The organism is Pricia mediterranea (genome assembly GCF_032248455.1).
In the GTDB taxonomy this organism is placed as follows: Bacteria; Bacteroidota; Bacteroidia; order Flavobacteriales; family Flavobacteriaceae; genus Pricia; species Pricia mediterranea.
The window spans coordinates 1-20,327 of the sequence record NZ_JAVTTP010000002.1 but is presented as its reverse complement, the minus strand read 5'-3'; the positions used below and the strand labels follow the sequence as shown (position 1 = coordinate 20,327).

At 47.8% G+C, this 20,327-nt stretch carries 14 protein-coding genes; 4 read left to right on the top strand and 10 right to left on the bottom strand.

All coding sequences use genetic code 11. The features are described from left to right. Positions 1-12: 12 nt before the first annotated feature. The 5 genes from ilvD to RQM65_RS17590 form a co-directional block, all read right to left on the bottom strand. Positions 13-1,689 (bottom strand): dihydroxy-acid dehydratase, encoded by a 1,677-nt coding sequence (ilvD, locus tag RQM65_RS17610; RefSeq protein ID WP_314016880.1) that lies wholly within the window; start codon positions 1,687-1,689, stop codon positions 13-15. Between the two features lie 270 nt (positions 1,690-1,959). Continuing rightward, positions 1,960-2,799: a 5-oxoprolinase subunit C family protein gene (locus RQM65_RS17605; protein WP_314016879.1), complete on the bottom strand. Its 840-nt coding sequence runs from the start codon at positions 2,797-2,799 to the stop codon at positions 1,960-1,962. Then, the gene (gene pxpB, locus RQM65_RS17600) at positions 2,792-3,529 is read right to left on the bottom strand and encodes a 5-oxoprolinase subunit PxpB (RefSeq protein WP_314016877.1); all 738 of its coding nucleotides are present in this window, start codon (positions 3,527-3,529) and stop codon (positions 2,792-2,794) included. The genes RQM65_RS17605 and pxpB overlap by 8 nt, the downstream gene beginning before the upstream one ends. Beyond that, positions 3,526-4,248, bottom strand: coding sequence for a 5-oxoprolinase subunit PxpA (gene pxpA / locus RQM65_RS17595; RefSeq protein ID WP_314017253.1), 723 nt, complete (start codon positions 4,246-4,248; stop codon positions 3,526-3,528). The genes pxpB and pxpA overlap by 4 nt, the downstream gene beginning before the upstream one ends. Positions 4,249-4,390: 142 nt before the next feature. Then, on the bottom strand, positions 4,391-5,584 hold the full coding sequence (locus RQM65_RS17590; protein ID WP_314016875.1) for an Nramp family divalent metal transporter: 1,194 nt from the start codon (positions 5,582-5,584) through the stop codon (positions 4,391-4,393). A gap of 671 nt (positions 5,585-6,255) precedes the next feature. Between RQM65_RS17590 and RQM65_RS17585 the strand changes: the two genes are divergently transcribed. From RQM65_RS17585 to RQM65_RS17575, 3 genes are all read left to right on the top strand, one after another. Next, on the top strand, positions 6,256-6,699 hold the full coding sequence (locus tag RQM65_RS17585; protein WP_314016874.1) for a hypothetical protein: 444 nt from the start codon (positions 6,256-6,258) through the stop codon (positions 6,697-6,699). A gap of 97 nt (positions 6,700-6,796) precedes the next feature. Continuing rightward, positions 6,797-7,360 (top strand): hypothetical protein, encoded by a 564-nt coding sequence (locus RQM65_RS17580; protein ID WP_314016873.1) that lies wholly within the window; start codon positions 6,797-6,799, stop codon positions 7,358-7,360. A gap of 574 nt (positions 7,361-7,934) precedes the next feature. Continuing rightward, complete coding sequence (locus tag RQM65_RS17575; RefSeq protein ID WP_314016872.1) at positions 7,935-9,023, top strand: Gfo/Idh/MocA family protein; 1,089 nt, start codon at positions 7,935-7,937, stop codon at positions 9,021-9,023. Between the two features lie 558 nt (positions 9,024-9,581). Here RQM65_RS17575 and RQM65_RS17570 read toward each other — a convergent pair. Together RQM65_RS17570 and RQM65_RS17565 are read right to left on the bottom strand one after the other, a co-directional pair. After that, positions 9,582-11,117, bottom strand: a complete 1,536-nt coding sequence (locus RQM65_RS17570) for a YifB family Mg chelatase-like AAA ATPase (RefSeq protein WP_314016870.1) — start codon at positions 11,115-11,117, stop codon at positions 9,582-9,584. Positions 11,118-11,224: 107 nt separating this feature from the next. Next, a complete protein-coding gene (locus RQM65_RS17565) occupies positions 11,225-13,621 on the bottom strand; it encodes a penicillin acylase family protein (RefSeq protein WP_314016868.1) in 2,397 nt (798 codons plus the stop codon). A 216-nt stretch (positions 13,622-13,837) separates the two neighbouring features. Here RQM65_RS17565 and RQM65_RS17560 point away from each other — a divergent pair, with 216 nt between their 5' ends. Beyond that, positions 13,838-15,055: a neutral zinc metallopeptidase gene (locus RQM65_RS17560; RefSeq protein WP_314016867.1), complete on the top strand. Its 1,218-nt coding sequence runs from the start codon at positions 13,838-13,840 to the stop codon at positions 15,053-15,055. A 215-nt stretch (positions 15,056-15,270) separates the two neighbouring features. Here the strand turns inward: RQM65_RS17560 and RQM65_RS17555 are convergent, their stop codons facing one another. The 3 genes from RQM65_RS17555 to RQM65_RS17545 form a co-directional block, all read right to left on the bottom strand. Beyond that, positions 15,271-17,256, bottom strand: coding sequence for a protein-disulfide reductase DsbD family protein (locus tag RQM65_RS17555; RefSeq protein WP_314016866.1), 1,986 nt, complete (start codon positions 17,254-17,256; stop codon positions 15,271-15,273). After that, entirely contained in the window at positions 17,253-18,680 is a 1,428-nt protein-coding gene (gene tilS, locus RQM65_RS17550) for a tRNA lysidine(34) synthetase TilS (RefSeq protein WP_314016865.1), read from the bottom strand. The genes RQM65_RS17555 and tilS overlap by 4 nt, the downstream gene beginning before the upstream one ends. A 439-nt stretch (positions 18,681-19,119) precedes the next feature. Next, on the bottom strand, positions 19,120-20,327 hold a 1,208-nt coding region (locus tag RQM65_RS17545), incomplete at its 5' end, for an anthranilate synthase component I family protein (protein WP_314016863.1).

Here is a 20,327-nt window from a genome sequence, read left to right as displayed (position 1 = left end):
AAGTTGATCGCCTTATATTTCATCGGTAACACAGCCTTGTGAGGCCGACGAAACGGTCTTTGCATATTTATAAAGGCTGCCCCGCTTCACTTTTAATGCGGGCTGTTTCCAATTTTTTCGACGTTCGGCCAACTCTTGGTCGGACAAATTTACGCTAATACTGTTCTTCTCCGCATCGATGGTGATGATGTCCCCATCCTCAATGAGTGCTATCGCACCTCCGGCTTGGGCCTCCGGACAGACGTGGCCCACTACAAAACCATGGGTTCCCCCTGAAAAACGACCATCCGTGATCAAGGCGACTTCCTTGCCCAGTCCCGCACCCATAATAGCGGCGGTAGGCTTGAGCATCTCAGGCATTCCCGGCCCGCCTTGAGGTCCCTCGTAGCGTATGACCACTACGTTTCCTTTTTTCACCTCGCCCCTGCCGATACCGGCATTGGCCTTAAATTCGTCATCGTACACTTTGGCCGGGCCCGAAAAATAGAGTCCTTCTTTCCCGGTTATTTTGGCTACGGAACCCTCTTCCGCCAAGTTGCCGTAGAGAATACGCAGGTGTCCCGTCTTTTTGATGGGGGCATTGATCGGCTTGATTACATCCTGGCCTTCCTCCAGTCCGGGCAATCCGGCAAGATTTTCGGTCACGGTCTTACCGGTAATGGTGAGGCAATCTCCATGCAACATCCCGTTGTCAAGCATAAATTTCATGACAGCCGGGGTGCCACCCACCCGGTGAAGGTCTTCCATCAGGTATTTCCCACTGGGCTTCAAGTCCGCCAAAAAGGGAGTGGTATCACTTATTTTCTGAAAATCGTCCAAAGTAAATTCCACTTCCGCCGCCTTGGCGATGGCCATAAAGTGGAGTACCGCGTTGGTGGAACCACCTAGAAGCGTCAACAGCCTTATGGCGTTTTCAAGGGATTTTCGGGTAATGATATCGCTGGGCTTAATATCGTTTTCAAGCAAATGCCGCAAAACGCGGCCGGAATTGATAGCGTCTTGTTGCTTTTCCTTTCCGATGGCGGGATTGGAAGAATTGTACGGCATGGCCATTCCCAAAGCCTCGATGGCCGAGGCCATGGTATTCGCCGTGTACATTCCCCCACAGGCCCCAGCACCGGGACAAGCGTTGTGTATCACGCCTTTGTAATCGGATTCGCTCATGGTGCCGGCGACCTTTTCGCCCCAGGCCTCGAAAGCGGAAACGATATCCAGCTTTTTATCCTTAAAACAGCCGGAAGCGATCGTTCCGCCATAGACAAGCACCGAAGGCCGGTTCAACCGGATCATGGCCATCAGCGCCCCGGGCATATTCTTATCGCAGCCCACCACCGTTGCCAGTCCGTCGTAATTCATCGCCTGTACTACCGTTTCCATGGAATCGGCGATCAGGTCGCGCGAGGGCAATGAATAGCGCATGCCATAGGTGCCCATCGAAATGCCGTCACTGACCCCGATGGTATTGAACACGAGGCCGACCGATCCGCTTTCGTTAATACCTTTTTTAACCTCCTGCGCGAGATCGTTAAGGTGCATATTACAGGGATTGCCTTCGTAGCCCGTGCTACCGATACCGATCAAGGGTTTCTTTAAATCGTCATCGGTCAGTCCGATGGCGTGTAGCATCGCCTGGGCGGCCGGTTGGGTCGGGTCTTGGGTAACGTTTTTACTGTACTTGTTCAATTCCATTCAAAATATTGTTTTTGCCGAGGCTTTATAATGTCCACTTCCAAAGGTATGGGTTTTAGAAATCCTTGTATTTTAACAGGTTCCGGACTATCTAATGTCAATTATCGATTAATTGTTGTAATATACTGAAATACAATTGTTTAGACTAATATTTTTATCATATTCAAATCAATCTGAAATCATAGGGAAGAAAGTCTGGTCGAGAAAATACGGCTCCACGGATATAGTCGGCACTTTCGACAACGAATCAAAAGGTTGAGGCGGTGGATCTTAGCACAAGGTAAAGGAAACTACATCCTTGAACTTTTTTTGGGCCAAGATGGAAATCGACTTGTCGGACAATTGCAGGATTCGTGGATAGCCGCCCGTAGTCTGTCCGTCTTTCATGAGCACCATCAATTTTCCCGCCGGGGTAAATTGCACCGTACCGGGCAAGGTCGCCGAAGTAAGCATGGACACCTCATGTCCTGGTAAAGGCTCTACCAATTGATAGGCCATCCTGTTATTTTCATTAGAAATATGGAAGTCTCTGTAAAAAAGCACTTCCAACTGCCTGTCGGTCAACATATCGTATTCGGGGCCCTGGGTTACCTCCAAGGCCTTCTCCTGTAAAAAGGAATCCACTTTGATCTCCATTATTTTTGGATTGAACTCCCCATTGCCCTCATAAGGGATCACGGCGCCATCGGCCAGATGATCTTCGGCGGTGATGGATGTAAAAAAGGAACGACTTCCCAATACAAGGGGAGATCGAAATCCTCCCCTAATCGCCAAATAACTACGAAACCCGTTCTTCAACTTCCCGTAGGAAAGAATATCGCCCTTTTCAACCTTGATCACCTGATAGGGATTTACGGGTTCGTTGTTCAAGGTAGCGGATATATCGGCGCCGCCCATACAGATGTAGCTTGATTTTCCGAACTCCAAGGTTGGTCCCGTCATGGTAATTTCAATGACCGCGGAACCGGCGTCGTTTTCCAGGAGCAAGTTGACTTTTTCGGCAGAAACCGAATCCATGTAGCCCGCTAGGGGCACGCCCTTGTTCAGGTAACCGAACCTACCCGCATCTTGCACGGTGGTGAACAAGCCCGACTTCAGTACCTTAAGCATTCAATATAATTTTTTCCACTTTGTATATCCCTACTTCCCCTTCGATCTTGTGTAGGTCGTACTCCGCCCTTTCGATAGGATAAAACTGCACCTTGTCCCCCACATTTACAAAGCAGGGTTCTTCTTTCTTTGGATCGAACATCGGTACCGAACAGTTTCCGATAATATTCCATCCCCCGGGGGAATCCTGGGGATAGATCCCGGTCTGTTTCCCCGCCAGCCCGACGGACCCTTTTGGCACTTTGGGTCGGGGCTTGGGTTTTCTCGGGATTTCCAATGTTTCAGGAATCCCGCCCAGATACATAAAACCCGGCAAAAATCCGATTCCGTAAACGGTGTATCTGCTCTCGGTATGCAGTTTGACTACCTCTTCTACAGAGCGCCCCGATCGTTGGGAGACCTCCTTCAGATCAAAACCAAATTCGAGGTCGTAGCAAACCGGTAAACGCCAGAGCAGCTTTTCCCGCCCAGTCCCTTCTTTATCGGCCGCGTACCAATCTAAAAGTTTCGATTTAAGCTCATCGAAAGCAATCGGTTTTTCCCAGTCGATAAGGGTCAGGGAATTGTAAGCGGGCACGATTTCCCATTTTTCCTCATTCAAACAGTGTTGTTCAAGATGTTCGATGAACTCGAGGATATCTTCTAGAATGGCTTCATCGACACGATCGGGCCACTCCACTAGAATGGAATGGATTCCGAAAGGCCGGATGGAAATATCGTAGCTGCTCACTTTTTGATCCCTATGTTATGGTTCCGTAACTCCTGCGAAAGATACGATACTATTTCAAATGCCGAAGGGGTATCGCTGTGAATACAGAAGGTATCGGCCAAAATTTTGATCGATTCCCCGGTTATGGTTCGAATCCGTTGCTGTTTGACAATAGTGACAACATGTTCAAGGACTGCTTCGGGAGAGTGTATCAAGGCTTGGGGATGGCTACGGGGAACCAAACCGAAGTCCTTATTGTAGTTCCTGTCCCCAAAGGCTTCATAAGCTATCTCGAAGTTCCGTTTCTTCGCTGTTTTTGTGATTTCTGAGGCATACGGCACATAGATAAGGACGTCTTGTCGGTATTCGGCGATGGCGTTCAAAAAAAGATCGGCCAACTCGGCGTTTTTGGCAATTTCATTGTACAGGGCACCATGGGCCTTGATATGATGTAGGCGGACGTTCGTTTCTTTAAGGATGGAAACGAGTTCGGCAATCTGATTTTGGATACTTCGGACAAGCACTTCGGATGGCAGGTCCATCGACCGTCGTCCGAAATTTTCTTTGTCGGGATAGGATGGGTGCGCCCCGACCTTCACCTTGAACCGTTTCGCCAAACGGATCACCCTTAACATAGAGGATGCATCCCCCGCATGCCCTCCACAAGCAATATTGCACGAGGATATCAGGGGAAAGAGTTGCGCCTCGTTCCCTACACCCTCGCCTACGTCGCAATTAATGTCTATTAAGATATTTGGGTTTATGGGTTTTCGGGTTTTCGGGTTTTCGCGGTTTTCGGGGTTTTCGGGGTTTTCGCGTTTTTATAAAAATATGAAAAATTGGGAAACCAACTTCTAACGACTATCGACCAGCGACCAACGCCTAAAAGACCCCAAATACCCTAAGGATGCTCTTCGCCCCCAGCAGCAGTGCCAAAATGACGATCAAGACCCCAAAAACGTTCTGTATCCGGGTGTTTTGATGTCTTCTCATGACCGAAGGCCGATTGACGGCCCAAAGCAGGAAGATGGCGATTACAGGCAGTACTATTCCATTGGCTATCTGCGCGAACTTGATAATCCGTATCGGCTTAATTCCGAGGGACATAAAGAAAACGCCTAGAATCAGGATGATCATCCATACCGAACGGAATTTTTTATCCTTCATTCCCCCTTGCCATCCAAAACAGCTTTGGGCCACGTATGCGGCGGCCAGCGGGGCGGTAATGGCAGAGGTGATTCCGGCGGCAAACAGTCCTACCCCCATAAAATATCGGGCAGCGTTCCCATATAAAGGTTCCAGCCCCTTTGCCAAATCCATAACGTTCGAAATATCCTTATCGGGAATCGCGGCTGCGGCTACCATAATGGCCATAGATACCGTTCCTCCTAAAACAATGGAGACTACGGTATCCCTTCTTGCGGTGGACAGATAGGTTTCCGATTTCCATTTTTCACTGACCAGGGCGGCGTGTAAAAACAGATTGTACGGTACCACCGTAGTACCTACCAAGGCGATTACCATTAAAATTCCATCCTCTGGAATACTCGGTAAAAACAGTCCTTTTAAAATCTTTTCGACATCGGGCTTGACGATTACGGCCGTTAGAAGAAAGGACAGGCTCATGACCAGCACCAATCCAATAAAAATCCGCTCCAAGCTGCGATAATTTCCGATGTAAAGCAGCAAAAAGGCGAATATCCCGATAACATATGGGTAGTACATCAGATAAGCCGGACCAAAAAGAGCTTCGAGACCGAGGGTGCCCCCGCCGATATTGCCCCCTTCGTAAGCCGCGTTACCAATGACGATAGCCCCGAGAACGATTCCGATGATCAGGTTACGTACGTACGGTGACACTACCTCGGACTTGATGACATCGGCCAATCCGCTTTGGGTGACCACCCCCAACCGCGCTGCCATTTCCTGTAAGATAATAGTAGCTATTATCGAAAGTCCCATGGCCCATAGCAGGGCATAGCCGAATTCCGCCCCTGCCAAGGTGCACGCCGTCACCGTACCGGGACCGATGAAGGCCGCTGCGACCAAAACCCCTGGACCTATCTTTTTGAACATGGTCTTTTAAATCGTTAGAATTCGCTGCTTCCCAGTTCGCAGGGCCCTCGCCCGTAATGGATTGGCAAGTGCATCGAATCGGGCGGAGCGTACCGAACCGGGCCGGCGCATTGTTCCGATAGCCTCACTGCATCGGAGCATTCTATGCCCCGAAGGTGCTTATTACGGGCAGAAGATAGCTAAAAAGGGCATTACATCAGTCTTTTAGGTCATTTTTCAAGGCCACCTGTGGTGTGAAAGGATCAGTTCACGGCAATCGACGACCCGTGGCCATTTTCTCTTCCGTCCGGGCCGCCCGTTCCCCCCTCTACTCCATCCGTTCCTCCCTTCGACTTTCTTTTCTCCTTCCCATGCTTTTTCCATCTTATCATCCTTTCATCCTTCAAGCCTTCAATCCCTTTATACTTTCATCCTTCTCCTTCCCATGCTCTTTCCATCTTTCCATCCTTCCATCTTTCCATCCTTCCATCTTTCCATCCTTCCATCCTTTTAACGCCCTTCCTACACCACAGTTTTAACATTTTTTGATGCCGTTTATCTAAAAATTTGTAGTTCGTCCAAAATTGGGTTGTCGTACGTCGAAAGGGCATACTATTCGAAAAAAAACAGGGTTATTAAAGGGAAGTCCGCAGGACAAGATTACCCCAAATCAAACCAAATCGCCTATATCAATGACGTGTTTAGAATGTAAGAAGGAACTTGGCTACACCGACCATAAAATTTCGATGGATACCCTTGGTGTCGAATTGTGTGCCGGACATCAAAAGCGAATCACCAAGCTGATCGACACCCATGGTACTCCCCGAGAGGCCATTCAACTTTATTATGGACTGAAAGAGGCCGGGGTCAATGCCATGCTGGAATGGTGGGATGGCAACAAATCTATCGACATCGCCATTTCAAGGGTCAAACTCAACATCGAAATCGATACGGAATACCATATGTTGACCCACGAGCAGGCTATCAACGATCTCGAAAAGGCCATGCACTCCTTTAAAAATGGATTTACCACCATTCGGATTCCCCATGTGCTCATAAAATATTACCTCAAAGAAACCGTTATAAATATTCTTGGTATCATGGACGGGCTTCGCGTTCATTTGAAGGCCATTTGAAATGTAAATGCTATAGCCTACCTAATTATCTACGCGACAATGAATTATGCACGCAGGACACCAGATCAAAGTGAAGCAGAATTGTTAAATCACCGCTATGCCTACAACTAAGAAGATACTGACCACGCCCCTACGAATTGCCATTTCCGTGTTGTTGTTGGGCATGTTGTCGCGGATCTTGCAATGGCCATTTGCTGCGAGTATTACCGTGTCGGCCTTTATGGCCATCGGACTCTTATACCCCTTTCGATTTTGGAAAAAGCCCGAAAAGCACTTTCTCGATTATACAAAATTGATTTTGGTACTATTTTGGTCCACCAACGGCGTTTTTAGGGCGCTGGAGTTCACCTATTCCCTGTTTTTTCAGATTATTATCGCAATAACCTTCCTGATATGGATTATTTTCGAAGGTACCGCTTACTTTTTGGACGAAGACCGGAAAACTAAAAACACCAGGATACAGCTGCTTTGGAACTTTTCTATGGTTATCGGCACCTTAGCCATAATTGCGGGCAGCCTTCTAAATTTATTAGGCTGGCGGTTTGCCATCCCACTGATGGTATTGGGTATCCTGATTGTCGTTGCCTTTATTTTAAAGGATGTTTTCACTTCGAAGAAATTGAAGCAAGAGGATCGAAGCAGCGAGGAGTACCAGATGTAAGGCCTTGATTTTTTTTAGAGACTATCTCCCCCTTATAAATCCCCTTCCAACTATTTCCGTATAGTCTTAAATCCCTTATTTTCCGAGCTATTATTAATAAGTTTTGAGCAATCCTCAGACCTTAGATACGATAAACTGCTGATTTTAAAGTTTATCTGTAAATAGGCCGCTTCCCTTTTATAGATATATCCGACGCTTTAACGGGATTTTCGTCGCAAATCGAGAATTCTTCCCATTGCCCGAATTGTTATCCCTTTCAGGCCCGGTTCTTCCGTTCTTCCATAAAGAAAACCGTCCGTTCTTCTCAATCGCCTGCATTCCTAGAGCAAGTTGCTGAATGTAATCCCGGACCTCTTTATAACAAAGTCCCTTATGGAAGATAATACATCACCACAAGATTACTTGGTTTATATATTTTGCGCGGCATGTTTTGTATGGGCCGTTTATGTACTGTTTTTTAAACTCACCCCGTGACCACTCCCCATTTCATCCTTATTTCGGGAATTCCTGTGACTTTAACATATTGTTTTATTGGGATTCTTATCGTATTTTCTGAGCTTAAAATTAGAAGCTTATGGAGAATCAACGTCGCAAATTCCTGTATCGAGCAGGACTTATCACCGCAACTACCGCTTTTTTGCCCAATTCCCTGTGGTCGGCCACTAGGCCCATTAAGGAAAAACTAGGCGTCGCCTTAGTCGGATTGGGATACTATAGCACCGATCTGTTGGCCCCTGCCCTGCAGCTAACCCAGTACTGTGAGTTAAAGGGCATCGTAACGGGAAGTCCCGAAAAGGTTCCCGTATGGCAGGAGCGGTATGGTATTCCGGATAAAAACGTATACGATTATGTGGGGATGGATAAAATTGCCGACAACCCCGATATCGACGTTATCTACATCGTTTTACCACCTTCGATGCACGCCGAATATTCCATCCGCGCGGCGAATACGGGCAAGCACGTATGGTGCGAAAAACCAATGGCGCCTACGGTAACGGAATGTGAGGCCATGATCAAAGCCTGTAATTCCAACAATGTAAAGCTCTCCATCGGCTACCGTTGCCAGCACGACCCGAATATTCAGGCTTATATGAAGGCCGCCAAAGAAAAGCCCTTCGGCGCCGTCAAGATGGTGTCCTCCAGTGCCGGGTACTTTGACGGTCGCAGTGACCATTGGAAACAAAAGAAGGCCATGGGTGGCGGGGTGATGGGAGATATGGGCGTTTACGCCATTCAGGGCGCACGCTTGGCCACCGGCGAGGAACCTATATCGGTGACGGCCCGGACCTATACTACCCGGCCCGATATTTATGATGAGGTCGAGGAAACCGCCATGTATCAACTGGAATTTCCCAGCGGGGCCCGGGCGGCCTGCCAGAGCAGCTTTGGCATCCCCATGAACTATCTGAACATCAACTACGAAAAAGGATGGATAAAAATGGCACCACATTCCGCCTACAGTGGTAATAAAGGGGAACGATCCGATGGCAAAATCATTGATTTTCCCCTTGAAAACCAACAGGCCAAGCAGATGGACGATGATGCGCTTTCCATACTCAACGATACCGATATGATGGTGCCCGGCGAGGAAGGCCTACTGGATATCAGGGTGGTCGAAGCGGTCTATCGCGCAGCGGAAAAAGCCTGCTCGGTAACTATATAAGGTGGTCGAAACCGAATGTCACATAGAGTAGGTCGAGTCCGGTTTTACTTTATCGAAGCAATTGGCGATTTGTCGTATAGTTATGGCGAAACTGTGAAGCGGAGCGTTATAAAGGAATAAAACCTTATTCTATGCAAACCATTTTAAAGTTTTTTCAAAAAATTGAGGAAGAACGACAGTTGATCATCAGAATTATGAGAGATATCGAGCGATAGCAAAAATCATCTTTTGTACAACCCCGTAAGAAGTTGGACTTACGGGGTTTTTAAGGCACCACAATGAGGTGATTTTGGAAGATAATCCCCAGATTCCAAATAGTAAAACCCAAAAAATTGTGGGGTTTTTTTTGGTGGGGACCCAACCCGTGAATTTACTTTTGTTACATCACCTCCAAAATCTGAAGTCATGAAGAGACGGGACCTATTTATCAACATCTACATTGCCATCAACATCATTTTCATTATCGGCATGTCTTATTATCTGTTAACTAATATCCCTTTTTAGAAGAAGTAACGGACTGCTGGGTTTGTCTTCCCTCCCTTTACTCCCCACTTCTTTTTATCCCAACCAGCTGTCCCGGTCCAAACTCCGATATTGGATGGCCTCTGCGACCTGATTGCTCTTTATAGTATCGGTATTTTCCAGATCGGCAATAGTCCGCGCTACCTTGAGGATCCGGTCATAGGCCCTGGCGGAAAGATTGAGCCTATCCATCGCGTTTTTGAGCAATTCTTTGGAGGGACCGTCGAGCTTGCAAAAGCTGCGAATCTGTTTGGAGCCCATTTGGGCATTGTAATGCACCTGATCATGTTCATAAAAACGCTTGGCCTGGATTTCCCTTGCAGCGGTCACCCGTTTGCGGATGGCTACACTACTCTCCCCTTTCCGGTCTTCGGATAGTTTTTCGAAAGGTACGGGCGTCACCTCGATATGGATGTCGATCCGATCCAACAAGGGTCCCGATATTTTCCCCAAATAGCGCTGCATTTCTGCAGGCGTGGAGGTTATCGGGGCGTCGGGATCGTTAAAGTAGCCACTGGGACTCGGATTCATACTGGCGACCAACATAAAGCTACTTGGGTAGGTCACCGTAAACCTAGTCCTGGCAATGGTCACCTCTCGGTCTTCGATAGGCTGGCGCATGACCTCGAGCACCCGACGTTCGAATTCGGGAAGCTCATCCAAAAAAAGAACGCCGTTATGGGCCAAGGATATTTCCCCGGGCCGGGGATAACTTCCGCCCCCTACCAATGCAGCGGAACTTATCGTATGATGGGGACTCCGGAAGGGCCGTTGGCTCATCAGTCCCATGTCCTTGGTCTTTCCGACCACGCTGTGAATTTTGGTGGTTTCGAGCGCTTCATGCAAGGTCATCGGGGGCAAGATGGAGGGCAATCGCTTCGCCAGCATGGTCTTTCCTGCGCCGGGGGGACCGATCAAAATAATATTATGGCCCCCTGCCGCCGCGATTTCCATACAGCGCTTGGTACTTTCCTGTCCCTTAACATCGGAAAAATCGAATTCTGGAAATTCGAGTTTTTTATAGAATTCCTTTCGGGTATCGATGACGGTCTGTTCCAAGGGTTTTCCTTTATCGAAGAATGCGATGACCTCGCTGATATTCTTGACCCCATATACCTTCAAACCGGAAACGATAGCAGCTTCCCGGGCATTTTCATTGGGAAGAATAAAGCCCTCGAACCCCTCTTCCCGAGCCTTGATGGCTATGGGAAGCGCCCCTGTTATGGGATGTAGGCTGCCATCTAAGGACAGCTCGCCCATAATAATGTACTTTTCCAGATTGTGGGACTTAATTTGTCCCGATGCCGTCAGAATGCCCAGGGCCAAGGTCAGATCATAGGCCGAACCTTCCTTTCGCAGGTCCGCCGGCGCCAGATTGAGGGTGATTTTTTTACCCGGAATCCGATAGCCGTTGTTTAAGAGCGCCGCTGCGATGCGATAATTGCTCTCCTTGATCGCACTATCGGGCAGGCCGACCAAGTGGTAACCTACCCCGGTATCCACGTTGACTTCACAGGTAACCGTTGTGGCATCTATCCCGAAAACGGCACTTCCAAAGACTTTTGTAAGCATTTATTACAGTTTGAGCATAAGGACTATTAGAACCGAAAAACAGCATTAAAATTGTGTATTTAAACAAAATAGCTTGAGAAAGCAGCCAGTCCCTGTCTCTTCTGCATCTATTTCTCCGGTATGAATCGCAAAGCCGACCCGGAGGTCTCCCGAATTTCTTCTTCGTCGATCATCATCTCTCGGAATTTGCCTTCCGCGAACATCTCCGCTTGATCTCTGTAGTGCCGGCTGAAGGGATTCCCCGATTGTCCGGTGGGCAGTATGCTCCTGCTGTTTTCTATATCCGAAAAATCGATGATCCGTCGTGTCGAGGGGCCAGAGCTGACGTGGTAGACTCCGTTTCCAGTGTACGGAAAAGCCATATTATTAATGACCTCCCGGGTTCCCGGGACCGGAAAGGGACCGACATTGAATAAAGATTTTAGGGCTTCTACTTGCCCTATCGGATGAGCATGCTCCAAGGTATGTACGCGGTCCCAGGTCCAGTCATCCCGGTCCTTGCCCAAATCTTTTTCAAGCTCTTGCAAGGCCTCCCGTAAGGATGCGTTGACAATCTCCCGCTTGGTTTCGATGACCTCTGGGGTATTGGTGTCGTCCCACCAAAGCGAAGTATCATCTTCCGAAAGTGGGGCAATGACCCGTTTGATCAAATGGGTATCCAATAGTTCTGCGAAGGCATCGGAACCCAACTCGTCCTGAAAGGTATGGGCCAACAAAAAATACATCCACCGATGGAATAGCGTAGCTGCTGTCCCGTGCAAAGGGTAATCGCCTTTCCATGCCTGTAGTTCGGCCAAAGCTTCTAATGAACTGCCGGTAAGGGCTCCCCGATCGACCTCCTTTAGTAGGTTGGATGCGATAGTGGTATTTACCGGGGAGGTCACATCCAGCATCATGCGGCGCACCGACTCGGCATCCCAATCGTTTTTTGGTCCCAACAATGAAACGATACGCTTGGCCCTGTTCTCGGGCAGATAGTAGCCCGGATATAGCATTCCTGCAATGGAATCGGGCTGGTTGTTCGCGGAATACACGTAATGCCAAGGGGGATTTACCGCCTGGGGATTTTCGGAAAAATCAAGGTAGTCCCTAGTTGGGGAAAGTCCCTTTTGAAAATCGTATACGATTTTGGTGTTGATGCTATCGGGGATGTGATACAGCTGTGCCGACGCCCACCACGCCACGTTTCCCACTGCATCGCCGTACATAATGTTAAGTCCCGGAGCATGGATATTGGGGAGGGCTTGTTGAAATTCCTGAATATTTTGGGCATGGGACATACCGTACAGCGCGTCCATCACCTTGTTATCGAGCTGGGTATAGGCCCACCACATCGATACAGGGCGCGCTCCCGCAATCTGGTCGGCTATACCGTTTAAAACGGGTCCGTTGTTGGTTTTTTTAAAGGAAAAATGGATGTCGGAGGAATCCTTGACTTTTATGGTTTTGGAAACGATTTCAAAATCCCTCCATCCTGTATCCGTTTTGTATTTAGTGCTGTCGGAAGGATCGATTTCTTCATAATAGAAGTCCACATCATCGTTCTCGAACATGGTCATGCCGTAGGCCAGGTTTCGATCATGGGCCAGCAGCGGAAACGGGACGCCCGCCAAGTGGTACCCGTACTTTTCGTAGGATGGGGCGCTTACGTGGGCTTCGTACCAGACCGAGGGCTGCGAAAACCCGATGTGCGGATCATTGGCAAAAATAACCTTGCCGCTCTTCGTCTTTTCGGGGGCCAGTACCCAGCTGTTGCTCCCTTCGAACAGGGGAATCGATAATTTTTTGAGCGACGCCATTACGGTAGTGGTCGTGGTCGTTTTTAGGGAGTCCATGGATTTGGTCCCATAGTTTTGGATCCAGACCGAAGTAGTATCGCTTTCAACCTTCAAATCCTTAAGGTATTCGGGGCCTAAGCTGTCCCTAATCCGAGTCAGCAGCGGATCGGTCTTGTGCGCCATAGCAAAGCTAAAGGCCATGTACCCCATGGTATTATAGACGTCCTTTAGAGTGAATTTTTCTTTTTCGATCCCGGTGAGGTAAAATTCTACGGGAGTCGGTCCCTCTTCCATAAATTGGTTGATACCATCGAGATAGGCTTGGGAAAGCTGTACGGATTCCTTTTGTCTGTCCAGCTCGGCAATAGTTCTCACGGAAGCGTCATCGATTCCCAAGGCAAGAAAAAATTGGTCCGTTTCGATAAATTCCCTTCCAAATATCTCGGAAATTCCCCCACGACCTATTCGTCGCAAGAGTTCCATTTGCCACAAGCGGTCTTGGGCATGCACGTAGCCCAGTGCGGTAAACGCATCCAACTTATTCTTCCCGTAAATATGCGGAATTCCATACGTATCGAAATAGACTTCCACTTCGTCCGAAAGGCCGGAAAGCGGTTTTTCGCCATCGTAATCGGGTGTCGAAGTGTAGATAAAGATACCGACCACTACCGCTAAAACACCGATTATGGAGAGCAGTGTCCACCCTATAGTCCTTAAAATTCGCATTCGGTCAAGTTTGAGCGGAAAGATAGAGATTATTTTGGGGATGGTTTTCAACGTTTTTTCTTACCGAACAACGGGAAATCAGTAAGATTTCGAGCATAAAATATTTCTTTTCTATTCGTAAAAACCATAACTCTTGTAAGAAAAAACGTTTATTTCAACATTTGTACTTCACTTTTTTAGTTAGTTTTAACAAGATTTTAATTTAAAGAACGCTTTATGAAAAAAATTGTGAAAAGCTTATCGAGTATGGTCTTGGTTGCGGCCCTTGTGCTGGCTTCCTGCAGTAAGGATGTGGAGTTCGATCACATCGAAGAGGATTTGAACGCGGTTCCGGCGAAAATGGCCCTCAAACCGCTTCCTTTTGAGATGAAACATCCCAAAATGCTACCTAAACTTTCGGAGAAGGCAATTTTCAATGATGTACCCTTCGACATATCCCAAGCCGTAGAACCTAGTAAGTGTACCCTCACTCCTTTCGACGACGTCATTGCGGCCTCGGTGGCCAGCAATCTCGATTCAATAGGCTTGGATTGGTACGCTACCTACACCGATATTAATTTCATATCTACCCTCATCGATGACGCGCCCCAGTATTTTGGAGAGGACGGGGAAGACACCCAACGCGTAAACCGGATTACCCGAAAATTGGAGCGGTTCTGGTTCATGCCACATGAGGTAACGGTCAGGGGGCAACACAATACTACCTTAGACGATTATGACAAAATTGTTGAAGTGCTGACCTCTCCCTTTTTCGGCTTGCCGGCCTCCGATGCCAATGCTTATGCCTTCTATTTCGTGAACTTTGTAAACGAGCAGAGCACCTTCCTGACCGAAACACCCTTATTGTCCTTCGACGGATTTGCCGTTGCGCTGGGCGGACAGTTCGGACAGAACGACCTTATCGTGGTCGGGGACGGGATTGTAGAACTTTTGGCGGAAACGGGACTCAGCAGGGGGGTTGTATGGAACGGTATTCTGGCACATGAATGGGCCCATCACATTCAATTCAACAATTTCAATCGTTGGTATCCCGATGGGGCAGCGGACAATGCTCCCGAAGCTACCCGTACCACGGAGCTGGAAGCGGATTTCTTTGCGAGTTATTTCGTATCCCATAAAAAAGGGGCCACCCAAAACTGGAGAAGGACCCGCCAATTCCTGGAGCTTTTCTTCAATATCGGTGATTGCCAGTTCAACAGCGACGGGCATCACGGCACTCCCTTACAACGTATGAGGGCTGCCCGACAAGGCTATAGACTGGCGCGACGGGTGCAGAAAAACGGTAAGATCCTGTCCATCGACCAAGTCCATAAAAGGTTCCTTAAAAAGCTACCCTCGATTATTGGGGAGGAGCCTATCATCGAAAACCCGAACCAGGGCATTGAAATTAAGGACGAGTATCAACTTGATGTGGAAGCGGAGGCGCTTCAATAGTGGAACGGCGCTAAAGGAAATAGAACGCTAACACGAAGCATGTGGGACGTTGCCTTTTTGGTATTAAACCGGGACAACGTCCCTTTTCTTTTATTGTATAAGGGCTTTTTCGCCCAGAAGTTCTCGACTGCCCGCCAGAATGAATCTTTTGGGCTGACGCTCGATCGGACATTCAATAAAATGTCTTAGTCTTTAATTACTGCCCCCTTTTAATGTTATTCCCCTGAAACGATACTGGTCTCGTTGTACCGTTGCAGCCCCTGTAGTAACCAATTCCGGTATTCATCCCTATCGGTATATTGTACCGCATTGTTCAAAACTTCCAGTTCGGGGGAAAGGAGTACATAGTACGGCTGCGAGGCGGCATTGAAGTTGACGCTTTGAAAGGTGCCCCACTTCTGCCCTATCGTTTCGATGCGCTTTATACGGCCGGAATCGAACTTGAAATCGAACTGTTGGTCCTCCGGAAGTTCTTCGCGGTCATCGATATACAGCGATATCAACACGTAATCATTCTTAATAATCGGATAAATATCGGGCTCGCTCCAAACGTTGGCCTCCATTTTACGACAGTTGACACAGGCCCATCCGGTAAAGTCCAAAAGAATCGGTTTGTCCACCTTGTTAGCGTATGCCACGCCTTCATCAAAGTCCTTAAAACAATCGATACCAAGGGGACAGTCGCTTTCCGTTTCAAAAATACTGTAGAAATGCGGCGGCGGAAATCCACTCAACAATTTAAGGCTCGAGAAATTGAAAAGTCCCAATATCAGATAGATGGAAAACACGCCACTAGCAAGACCGATGCCCTTTCTGATTGCCGGTAATTTTCCTTTAGGGCCGTCAAGGGGGAACCGGAGTATCCCGAAAAGGTAGAGTGTTAATAAAACAAACAGTACAATCCAAATCCCTAAAAAGACTTCTCGGGGTAAAATCCCCCATCCGCCAACCATATCGGCGTTCGACAGGAATTTTAGGGCCAGGGCCAACTCAAAAAAGCCGAGCACTACCTTGACCGTGTTCATCCACCCCCCGGATTTGGGCAGGGAGTTCAGCCAGGTCGGAAACAGGGCAAACAGGCCGAACGGCAGGGCAAGCGCTACCCCGAAGCCGGTCATGCCGGCGGTAAGGTTGGTGGCCACATCGCCCTCGCCCAGAACGGTACTACCTAAGAGTCCCCCTAAAATCGGACCCGTACACGAGAACGAGACCAATGCCAAGGTTACGGCCATAAAAAAGATGCCGATACCGCCCCCGACTTTGGTAGAGGCCGCATCCATACGATTTGCCCAAGAACTGGGCAAGGTCAATTCGTAATAGCCGAAAAACGAGAACGCAAAAAACAGAAAGATGACAAAGAACCCAAGGTTCAGCCAGATGTTGGTGGCGATGGTATTCAATATTTGCGAATCAACGGAATCGAAGAGGTGAAAGGGCAAGCTTAGCAAAAAATAGATCAGCACTATAAAAAAACCGTAAAGCATCGCATTGCCGATGCCTTTGGACTTATTTTCGGAATGTTTCGTAAAAAAGGAGACCGTTAGGGGAATCATGGGGAAAACGCAGGGAGTAAGCAGGGCGATCAGTCCGCCCAAGAACCCAAGGCCAAAAATCACCCAGAGTCCGGAACCGGTACCGATGTCTTCCCCGGAATTGTTCAGCAAGGCCTTGTTCTTAAGGTTTAATTTTAATGCTGTGGCCATTGCCATGCTACGCTCATCAATGGATTTCTCGACGGTAGCGGCCGCACTACCATCCAAACGAAACGTAAACTTGTAGTCGGCGGGAATACAGACCTCTTTACACACCTGATAGAACAGGTCGACGTCGATTTGATTGACGTCCGGATCTAGTAGTTTTATTCTTTGAACAAAGACAGCCTTCTCCTTAAAATAGGTTTCATCGACCTCAAAAATATCACTGTAAGCTACAATAGTCTCGCTTTCGACAGTTTCGCCGATCAGTTCATACTCCTCTCCAGCCTTTTCGTAGTCGAACTCACTAGGCAAGGAGCCGCCCTCGGCAGTATGTTGGGAATACACATGCCACCCCTCGTGGATGTCCGCTTTCATGATCAGCTCGTACTCCGTATCCGAAATTTTTCGAAAATCCTGTGAAAACTTTACCGGATTCTCATCGTTCTGTGAAAAAAGAGACAACCCGCTAAAAATAAATAGGATAAGAATAGCTACCTGCTTCATAACTTCAATTTGAACTTTACTATTTCTTCCGTGTTTTCGGGGACTTTGAAACGTTCATCTGCCCGTTTTCCGACTACCCAAACGATAGCTCCATTGGAACAGAGCAACCATTGGCTTTCCTTGGCGAGCCGATCCATCTTTTCGTCCTTGAAAAATTTGGATAGTTTTTTGGAACCTTTCATGCCAAACGGACAAAAGTAATCTCCTTTTTCCCATTTCCTGAGGCTTAGGGGGTACTTTAACGCAGATTTAGGGCTATAAAGTATATGGGAACCGGTATCCGTGATAGCATCTACCTCTGTAATATCCATTTTAATGGGTCTTTCGATATAGGTCTGGTTTTCATGGATGTGATAGAGATTATTTTTCCGGTCTCGATCGATTTCCCCGTTTTCGAGGTAGCCGACGTATTTTGTACCGCGTTGACCGGCATAATCTTTTTCGTTTTGAGCGGTGCCGGTTTGCCCCAGCTGTGGAATCGGGTGGATGCTTGGTTCAATCTCCGTTAATAACAGCACTCCTCGATCTTTGATCAGGCGATGGGTCTTTGAACGGATTTCCTTCCCGCTGATGGATGTCAGCAGGTTTTCGACATCGTTCCATTCTTTAAACCCGTAAGTATGGAACAATCCGTAAAGATATCCTTGTAATGGCTTCAAATGGACAAGGGCCGCAACGGGGATTCGGGTTACGTGTCCCTTTTTCTCGAATACGTCCGCTCTCAACTCGCGAATGTGGGTGTCGGCAATAGCGGCGGTTTGGGATAAATAGGACTGGGTGTTCCGAAAGTTATTCAAGAAATTAGGATGCAAATCCTTTAACAGGGGTAGGATTTGATGCCGAATGTTATTTCGTAGATACGTGAGGTCCGAGTTACTACTATCTTCGCGCCATTGTATCTGTTCAGCTTCGGCGTAGGCTTCGATCTGCTCTCTTGAAAAAGCTATTAGGGGCCGAGCGATGCTGTTTGTTTTTGTGGGGATTCCCGTCAAGCCTTCGATGCCGGTGCCCCGGGATAAATTGATCAAAAAAGTTTCGAGGTTATCGTCCGCATGGTGCGCCGTGACTAAGGTCTTAATACCGTTTTTTCGCATAATTCCGGCGAACCATTCGTACCGAAGCTCCCTTGCGGCCATCTGCACCGATACTTTGTGTTCTTTAGCGTAATCTATTGTATAAAAATGAGTTACGAATATTTTAATATCTAACCGTTTGGCGGTATCGGATACGAATTTCTCATCGGCATCACTCTCCGATCCCCGCAACTGGAAATTGCAGTGCGCGAGGGAAAAATCCAGTCCACAGCTCGCACAAAGCTCGGTAAGCACCATGCTGTCAATACCGCCGCTACAGGCAAGTAAAAAAGGGGACTTCCTCAATTCCGGAAAATTCGTTTCGATATGGGTTTTAAATGCTTCTAGCATATAACAAAGGTAGTGAAGGGATCAGAAATTCGGAGAGGGCAACAAGACGGGTGCCGGAAATCAGGTGACGGGTCGCCAGTGACAGGAAAAATAAAGTCCGGTGACGGGTGGCGGATGATGGAAGTCTGGTGACGGGTGGCCAGTGACACGAATAATAAAGTCCGTTGACGGGTGGCGGATGGCGGATGTTCCATGTTCAAGAGACAAGTCCATTGTCCCACCGGTTAGAACTTGATTGCTAACTTGTATTCCGCGGGTTGCTCGCTTACTACTTAATCGTTAACAATGGACGAAATACGTACAGCGTTCAAGGGCTGGATTTTCAACATGAAACCTGAACTTACCCTTGAACTTAAAACTCAAACTAGCACTAACTCCCGAACTTGAATCTCGCCCTTAAAACTTGAAACTTGCAATTAACCATTGAAATTGTGCTTCACTATTCCTCCAGCACCTCTCGCATCGCCTTGGCCTTTAACAGGCATTCCTCATACTCCTTTTTCGGTACGGATTTGGCGGTTATGGCACCGCCTACGGCAAAGGATACGTACTTTTCGCTTGCGTTGTAGAGAATACTGCGGATGACCACATTAAAATCGAAATCGCCATCGGGAGTGAAATAGCCCACCGCCCCGCTGTAGAGACCCCGCTTAAAATCTTCCTGCGCTTCAATGATCCGCATGGCCGATATTTTGGGAGCCCCGGTCATACTGCCCATAGGAAAGGTCTCCTCGATAATTTCTACCGGGTTTTTGTCTTTTGGGACTTCAGCGGTGACGGTCGAAATCAACTGATGCACCTGTGCAAACGAATGAACCTCGCAGAGTTCCGGTACTCGAACGCTGCCCTTAACGGCACTCTTGGACAGGTCGTTGCGCACCAAATCAACGATCATGATGTTTTCAGACCGCTCTTTGGCATCCTTTTGCAAATTGAATTTTAAGGCTGCATCCGTTTCAAGATCAGGGGAGCGTTTCGCGGTACCTTTTATCGGCTGTGAGATCGCAATCCCACTCTTTTTTCTCAAGTAGCGCTCCGGAGAAGCGGACATCAAGAATTTATCACGAATCTTTAGAAAAGCGGCAAAAGGTGCCTTTGAGATTGCGTTTAATTTATCAAAGGCCTTCAAGACATCGATTGTCGTGTTTTCGGCATAAAACTCCTGACAAAAATTGGCTTCGTAAATATCTCCACGGTGGATGTGGGCCAACAGCGCTTTGATTCTGCTAAAATAGTCATCCTTGGAGGTACGGAGTTTTATACGGATGTCATTCGAAGTTGAATTGCCGACCAGAGTCTGCGCCCCATCTGAAGCTTGGATCTGATCATACCCCTGCCCCACTTGGTCCATCCCTAGCGGCCCTATTTCAGTAATTTCTTCAAAATCCCCTTCGATTTCATCATCCACCATATTCAAATAGACAAAGTCAACGGTATTCCCCGCAATTCGGATTATCTTCTTGGGCTGAAAAAAATAGAGGTCCGGAAAATGTAGTCCGTCGTAATTTTCCGAGGTCAACTGTTCCACATCGTTTTTAAGGTCGTAGGAGAAGTAGCCGAAAATCCAATCTTCCAATTGGCCCTGATATTCCTTCAAATCATTAAAAGCATTTTGGAAATCCGTTACTAAAGAGGTGAGGCCATTCT

Coding starts and splice junctions, on each gene's coding strand:
- ilvD (WP_314016880.1), bottom strand. CDS start 1,689: ATGGAATTGAACAAGTACAGTAAAAACGTTACCCAAGACCCGACCCAA.
- RQM65_RS17605 (WP_314016879.1), bottom strand. CDS start 2,799: ATGCTTAAGGTACTGAAGTCGGGCTTGTTCACCACCGTGCAAGATGCG.
- RQM65_RS17590 (WP_314016875.1), bottom strand. CDS start 5,584: ATGTTCAAAAAGATAGGTCCAGGGGTTTTGGTCGCAGCGGCCTTCATC.
- RQM65_RS17585 (WP_314016874.1), top strand. CDS start 6,256: ATGACGTGTTTAGAATGTAAGAAGGAACTTGGCTACACCGACCATAAA.
- RQM65_RS17580 (WP_314016873.1), top strand. CDS start 6,797: ATGCCTACAACTAAGAAGATACTGACCACGCCCCTACGAATTGCCATT.
- RQM65_RS17575 (WP_314016872.1), top strand. CDS start 7,935: ATGGAGAATCAACGTCGCAAATTCCTGTATCGAGCAGGACTTATCACC.
- RQM65_RS17570 (WP_314016870.1), bottom strand. CDS start 11,117: ATGCTTACAAAAGTCTTTGGAAGTGCCGTTTTCGGGATAGATGCCACA.
- RQM65_RS17565 (WP_314016868.1), bottom strand. CDS start 13,621: ATGCGAATTTTAAGGACTATAGGGTGGACACTGCTCTCCATAATCGGT.
- RQM65_RS17560 (WP_314016867.1), top strand. CDS start 13,838: ATGAAAAAAATTGTGAAAAGCTTATCGAGTATGGTCTTGGTTGCGGCC.
- RQM65_RS17555 (WP_314016866.1), bottom strand. CDS start 17,256: ATGAAGCAGGTAGCTATTCTTATCCTATTTATTTTTAGCGGGTTGTCT.
- tilS (WP_314016865.1), bottom strand. CDS start 18,680: ATGCTAGAAGCATTTAAAACCCATATCGAAACGAATTTTCCGGAATTG.